Genomic DNA, 6130 nt, shown 5'->3' with positions numbered 1-6130 from the left:
CTATACAGTTAATGTTGAAACGGGAGAATTAAAAGAATATAGTTTTGATGCCTTTGGTTCACCTAAAAATTTTATTAAAACTAGTGATGAAATTATCTTTAGTTCTGAAAAAAAACTCAGTATTTTTAACAAGAGTACTCTAACTACAAGATACATCGAGCTACCTTATTCTAATACAGTTGGAGTGCATGCTTACGAAGATAAATACTATGTAACTTTTGTTGAAGGACATATTGTAGAATATGACAAAAATTTTAACTTATTGAAAGAATATAAAAACTCAAAGGATTCGAAGGTATTTAGAACTAAATTAATAGGTCATTACCTATACTCTTTATCACCAGGAAGTTTCACTGAAAACGGCGAGAATATTTTATATGCTCATGATTTAAAGGGAAACTTGAAAGAGAGTCATTTAATTTTACCGAAAAAAGAAATGTTTTCTATAGATTTTAAAATACTAAATTCAAGTTCAGACAATTCTTAGAATCCTTTATATTAAGGGTTCTTTTTTTGTTTCAAAAGGATATCCTAGAATCGGTTCTGGTGCAAAAATAAAATGCATATRTTCCTAACAGAATYGTAYYTTATRCTACAAGTYCAAACAATTGATGRATGAATTYTTTCTGRTTTTGGACAGACTGGTYCCGTAAATCAAKCTGTTCTTTTTTAATCATATGCATRGCTTCTACTCCAGAAAGAGTGGATGTAGYTGTGTCAAAACATTTGAACCCTAGCATAGARYGGRTTCGCTTCTTTATAAAGCGATGATCTTGTYCTACTATGTTATTCAAGTACTTTTGTTGTCTAAGTTGCATACCATCAGGTATGCTTTTTTCTTTTTTCAGCTGTTCAATTGCTATAGGATAAACCGGATTCTTATGGACTGTTATAACACGCGGTTTTGAAACATGAAAAGACCGCAAAGCTTTCTCGAAAAAGCGCTTTGCAGCCTTCTGGTCTCTTGTTTTGCCTAGGCAAAAATCGATTGTGTTTCCTTTTGAATCAACAGCACGATACAGGTACATCCATTGACCTTTTACTTTGATACAAGCCTCATAGACTCTCCAAGAATCATTTGTTTGTTTAAGATAACGTCGAATTCGTTTGTCCAATTCAGGACCATACTGATGAAYCCAACGCATGATGGTCGTATGAGAGATAGATAGTCCTCGCTCTTCCATCATTTCTACAAGGTCACGTAAGCTTAAATTGTACCGTAGGTACCATCTCACTATTAACATAATAACTTCTGGTTGATAGTGTTTCCATTTGAATGCACTTGGCTTAGACATACTTCATCCACATCCTTCTTAGATTAGTAGTATAAGTATGTCCAAGTTTGATAAATTTTTTGCACCAGAACCGTTTTTTTTGTTATGGGGGTAATGATTTGTCTTAGCTTGATGGGTATGGGGTAGTGCCCTCTTTTTTATATAAAAGGAGAAGGTCTAAATGAACAGAGTACTAGCTGTATTCTTTATGATAATGTTTATGATTGGTACGGATACATTTTTAATTTCACCACTTTTGTCAACTTTACAACAGGTGTATCATGTATCAACTGAATTATCAGGATGGATGGTGAGTTCATATGCTTTAGGATACGCTGGATTTGCGCTTATCGCTGGTCCTATATCAGATGGCTTAAACAGAAAAAAAGTGATGGTATTAGGAATGAGTTTTTTTGCATTAAGTACATTTTTGTGTGGAATGGCACCGAGTTTTTTATGGATGCTAAYATTTAGATTTTTAGCAGGTGTAAGTGCAGCTTTTGTATCTCCACAAGTATGGGCATCTATTCCGCTCCTTATAGAGAAGAAGCAAATTGTAAAAGCAATTGGAATTGCAACAGCAGGGTTATCAATCTCCCAAATCTTAGGCCTGCCAATTGGAGCATATTTAGCAACGATACATTATACAACACCATTCTTCGTCATTGGTATATTATCAGCACTACTTGTCGTTCTTATTTATGTAGTATTACCAGAAATACAACCGGTTCATATAGGTGGAAGTAAAACAAACATCTTAAAGCGCTATAAACAATTACTTACAGATTCAAAGGTTTCACTTTCTTATTTTGCATATTTTGTTTTTCAAACTGGTAATTTTGCTGCATTTTCATTTTTTGGTGTATGGCTTTCCATTCAATTTGGCTTACAAGTCCATGAAATAGGAACAGCTATGCTCGTATTAGGGTTAGGAAATTTAACAGGGAATATTTTTGGCCCAAGAATCGTAAATAAAATTGGTTATAACCTTTCTTTCTATGGTGGAATTGTATTTACAGCTGTGCTATATGTATTACTTCCTCATGTAAAGAACATTATATTTGTGGAGTTATTATTCTTTGTTTTATTTTTTGTGACAGGAATTTTGTTTGTATTGATGATGGGGCGCTTACAAAATATGTCTAGTATAGCAAGAGGAACAGGAGCCGCTCTTGCTAATGCTTCTATGTATATTGGCCAAATGATTGGAGCGGCAATAGCAGGAATGTTATTTGCAGCATCTCACAATTTTATACTTGTAGGTAGTTTTACTGCGTTACTATATATAGGAGCTTTATTTTTGTTTAGAAAAAGTGAAAAGCTTAGTGAAGATAGTGAAAAAGGAATTGCATCATAAAGCCTTTAAAAATAAATCGGGGAAATCCAAAAAACAAAAAATCCCTAAAGAGATAGGGATTTATATATCGGCATATAGTTCCTTGGAAAAGGATATACTTAGTTTAACATATAGGAATACTTATATTTGTGAAATAGATGTGAAAGTAATGTGAAAGTAATGTGAAAGTAATGTGAAAAATGCCGTAATAAAAAGCACTGTTTTAGCTAAAACAGTGCTTTTCTCTTTGATTGAACAGTTGCCGCATTTTCATCATGTATTCCTGCATCATCAATAATTCGTTTTTTAGCTTTATTTAATAGATGGTCTACTGCTTCACCAAAATAGTTAGCTTCGCTTTTTGTGCGGGCTTCTCGTAAACATTTATAGTTTTCTAGCAGTTCCTCTTTTTCGGTGTTTGTTAAGAAATCTTCTATTTTCTTTTTTGTCATACGAAACACCCTTTCTTCTGACAAACGACGCGATAGAAAATATTTATTTTTCATTATAACAATAATTTTTAAAGAAAGTATAGATTAACGTCGTAATAATTTGTCAATTTCTTGAATTTTCTCGTCAGCTTTCCCAATTTGCGTATTTTTAGCCTGTTCACCACCTAGAGCTTGATGAAGTAAAAAGGTTTGACCGGAAATAGCGGTCACAATGGAGACTTTTATAATTTCTTTTATTAAGGTGACATCGAATAAAACGAGTCCAAGAAGTGCGGCGAGGCTACCTGTAAAAATATCAGTTAAAAATCCAAAATGAAAAAAAGTTTTTAAACGGCGTGGAAGCAATAACTTGCCTTGGTTATTGATTAGATGGGAAACGAAGCCAGTAATGCCACCAACGAGAACTGCGGTTAGCCATTGATACATTTCCATCGAATCCACTCCTTTTAGTGAATAAGATTCGATAATTTTATATTGATTCCTTTTAATATTTCATATAAGCATATTGAGAAAGTTTGTTTAGGTTTATTCCGTATTCAATTTAATTATAACAGAAAAATCTGATATATTTCAGTCTATTATATGAAGCGGTTATTCCTTAATATGAATGTAGAAAGGGGTGCATGATATGAATATAGATTATCGAATAAGAAGTGTAGATGGTTATACAAAAAATATAGGGGAATTAGTAAGCATGCTGGAACATACGAGGGCTGTAACATTACAGGAAATAAACGAGCTATCAGTTGAGCAATTAGATTTAATTATGCCGAGTGGAGGGAATTCCATCGGAGCGTTACTAAAGCATATAGCAGCTATTGAAAAAGCACATCAGCTTATTTCATTTCAAAAGCGTGACTTTACAAAAGAAGAATTAGAAATATGGGAAGATGCACTGTATTTAGGGGAAGCGGGGAGATCTATCCGTGGTTATGAAATACAGTATTATGTACAACTTTTACAGAAAGTTCGAGAGGCAACAATAGAGTGTTTGAGACAACAGGATGATGAATGGCTAATGTCAGAAAGAAAGTGGCCTAATGGCGTAGCGTATAATCAGCACTACCTTTGGTTTCATGTGCTAGAAGATGAAATTAGTCATCGTGGACAAATTAAAATGCTAAAAAATAAGTTATTTGAAAATTACGTTAAATGAGGTAGCTTTTTGAAGAGATATTCCATATAATGAGAGTAATTAAAATTAGAACGGGGTGATGTGTTATGGCGAAATTGACTTATATGAATAATAAACCAAATACAAAGGTGGACGGAAAGGGCGATACTCTATAAGTGAGCGCACAATCCTTCCACTAAGTTCAAACTAGGGAGGATATCAATTTGAATCAAAATATTTTAGAATCGTTCGGATGGGATTCTTTTTTTGAGGAACAAGCTGTAGAGAACTATGAAGTAGGACGTATTTTACTTGAGCATAAGCATATATATCGGATTATTTGTAATGATGGTGAATATGTAGCGGAACTGTCTGGAAAGTTTCGTCATGAAGCGTTAACGAAGGGGGATTATCCGGCAGTTGGKGATTGGGTGTATATAAAGAAAATAGAAAATGAGAAAAAGGCAATTATTCACCGTATTTTYCCRAGAAGAAGTTCTTTTTCAAGACAAGAAGCTGGTAACAGAACTGAAGAACAAATTATYGCARCAAATGTAGATTATCTATTTTTAGTGAATGCTCTTAACCATGATTTCAACGTAAGAAGGATGGAACGTTATTTGCTGGTGGCTTATGAGAGCGGTGCAATGCCTGTTATTGTTTTAACGAAGAGTAGTCTATGTGAAGATGTGGAACAGAAAATTGCAGAAACTGAAGCGGTAGCAATCGGTGTTCCGATATTTGTTGTTGATAGCCTAGTGTACGTCGGAATAGAATCATTGCAACAATTTGTTTCACCAGGAAAAACAATTGCTTTAGTTGGATCTTCAGGTGCAGGGAAATCTACTTTGTTAAATGCATTAATAGGAACAGATGTAGCAAAAACCGGAGATATACGTGAAGAAGATAGTAAAGGGAGACATACGACAACTCACCGTGAGTTGTTCCAATTACCGAGTCACGGTTTAGTAATTGATACTCCTGGTATGAGGGAACTTCAGCTTTGGGAAGGAAGCGCGGCAATTCAAACTACATTTTCTGATATTGAAGATCTTGCAAATACTTGCCGCTTTCGAGATTGTAAACATGAAGGTGAACCAGGATGTGCAGTGCGAAATGCTATAGATAACGGAACTATACCCGTAGAGCGCTTACTAAGCTATAAAAAGCTGCAAAGAGAATTGGCATATGTTATGAGAAAACAAAACATTACTCTGGCAAGGGCGGAACGAGATAGATGGAAAAAGATTTCTAAACAACATAAAAAAATGTAAAAAACCAAAGGGCTGGTTCCTTTGGTTTTTTGTATTTGTAAATTTTATAATAATATTATTCGTATATATAGACAAAAGGAATTTATTTGTTTAAACTTTACAAAGTGTTCATCAAAACAATAAAAATAGAAACTAAGGAATGGGATATATTCAAAATTAGCTTTAGTTAATCTTTAAARTTTAATATTTAAATGTAGGAGGTTTATAATGMGTAAACTAGTAAGTTGGTTTAGAGATATGAAGGTAGCGAAAAAGTTATTAATTTCCTTTTTTGTTATATTAATTGCGGCAGTCTCTATTATTGGGGGCATGTCGTATCAAACAGCTAAAAAGAATTTTGAATCACAAATTATGAGTAGCGCTCAGGATAATATAAAAATATTGGATAATTTAATCAATCAAATGATTGAAGCGAAATTCAACGATGTAAATAATTTTGCACGAGTGATTCATAGTGATATGTATCAAGGGGATAATCAGGATGAACTAAGAAAAACATTATCCCAATATATTAGTTTGAACAAAGATGTAGAACAAGTGTATGTTGCTGGAAACGATAAAAAATTTGTACAAGAACCCAATATACAAATGGCAGCAGATTATGATCCAACAGCGCGTTCTTGGTATAAAGATGCAGTGAATAAGCAAGGTGGAATTGTTGTCACTGAACCATATAAGGC

The 6130-nt window shown here is 33.7% G+C and carries 8 protein-coding genes; 5 read left to right on the top strand and 3 right to left on the bottom strand.

Annotated elements, in window-relative coordinates:
- Window positions 1–487 (top strand): hypothetical protein (locus AC1DJR_RS14350; RefSeq protein WP_477002869.1); only part of this gene is annotated, 487 nt, incomplete at its 5' end.
- Window positions 488–587: 100 nt separating this feature from the next.
- On the opposite strand, the gene AC1DJR_RS14345 is transcribed toward AC1DJR_RS14350, so the two are convergent.
- Entirely contained in the window at window positions 588–1295 is a 708-nt protein-coding gene (locus AC1DJR_RS14345; RefSeq protein WP_477002868.1) for an IS6 family transposase, read from the bottom strand.
- Between the two features lie 160 nt (window positions 1296–1455).
- On the opposite strand from AC1DJR_RS14345, the gene AC1DJR_RS14340 reads away from it, so the two are divergent.
- Entirely contained in the window at window positions 1456–2631 is a 1176-nt protein-coding gene (locus AC1DJR_RS14340; protein ID WP_477002867.1) for an MFS transporter, read from the top strand.
- A gap of 206 nt (window positions 2632–2837) precedes the next feature.
- On the opposite strand, the gene AC1DJR_RS14335 is transcribed toward AC1DJR_RS14340, so the two are convergent.
- Both AC1DJR_RS14335 and AC1DJR_RS14330 read right to left on the bottom strand, forming a co-directional pair.
- Entirely contained in the window at window positions 2838–3062 is a 225-nt protein-coding gene (locus AC1DJR_RS14335) for a hypothetical protein (protein WP_140152372.1), read from the bottom strand.
- Between the two features lie 84 nt (window positions 3063–3146).
- Window positions 3147–3494, bottom strand: coding sequence for a DUF4257 domain-containing protein (locus AC1DJR_RS14330; RefSeq protein ID WP_000426320.1), 348 nt, complete (start codon window positions 3492–3494; stop codon window positions 3147–3149).
- A gap of 196 nt (window positions 3495–3690) precedes the next feature.
- Between AC1DJR_RS14330 and AC1DJR_RS14325 the strand changes: the two genes are divergently transcribed.
- The 3 genes from AC1DJR_RS14325 to AC1DJR_RS14315 all read left to right on the top strand — a co-directional run.
- Window positions 3691–4218 (top strand): DinB family protein, encoded by a 528-nt coding sequence (locus AC1DJR_RS14325; RefSeq protein ID WP_429688153.1) that lies wholly within the window; start codon window positions 3691–3693, stop codon window positions 4216–4218.
- Between the two features lie 182 nt (window positions 4219–4400).
- Window positions 4401–5450, top strand: coding sequence for a ribosome small subunit-dependent GTPase A (gene rsgA / locus AC1DJR_RS14320; protein ID WP_477002866.1), 1050 nt, complete (start codon window positions 4401–4403; stop codon window positions 5448–5450).
- A 207-nt stretch (window positions 5451–5657) separates the two neighbouring features.
- On the top strand, window positions 5658–6130 hold a 473-nt coding region (locus tag AC1DJR_RS14315), incomplete at its 3' end, for an MCP four helix bundle domain-containing protein (protein ID WP_477002865.1).

It is taken from the genome of Bacillus sp. 05T31, assembly GCF_056396725.1.
This window is presented reverse-complemented; position numbering and strand designations above follow the sequence as displayed.

Excerpts from the sequence above, each read along its gene's own strand:
- AC1DJR_RS14335 (WP_140152372.1), bottom strand. The coding sequence starts at position 3,062 with ATGACAAAAAAGAAAATAGAAGATTTCTTAACAAACACCGAAAAAGAG.
- AC1DJR_RS14330 (WP_000426320.1), bottom strand. The coding sequence starts at position 3,494 with ATGGAAATGTATCAATGGCTAACCGCAGTTCTCGTTGGTGGCATTACT.
- AC1DJR_RS14325 (WP_429688153.1), top strand. The coding sequence starts at position 3,691 with ATGAATATAGATTATCGAATAAGAAGTGTAGATGGTTATACAAAAAAT.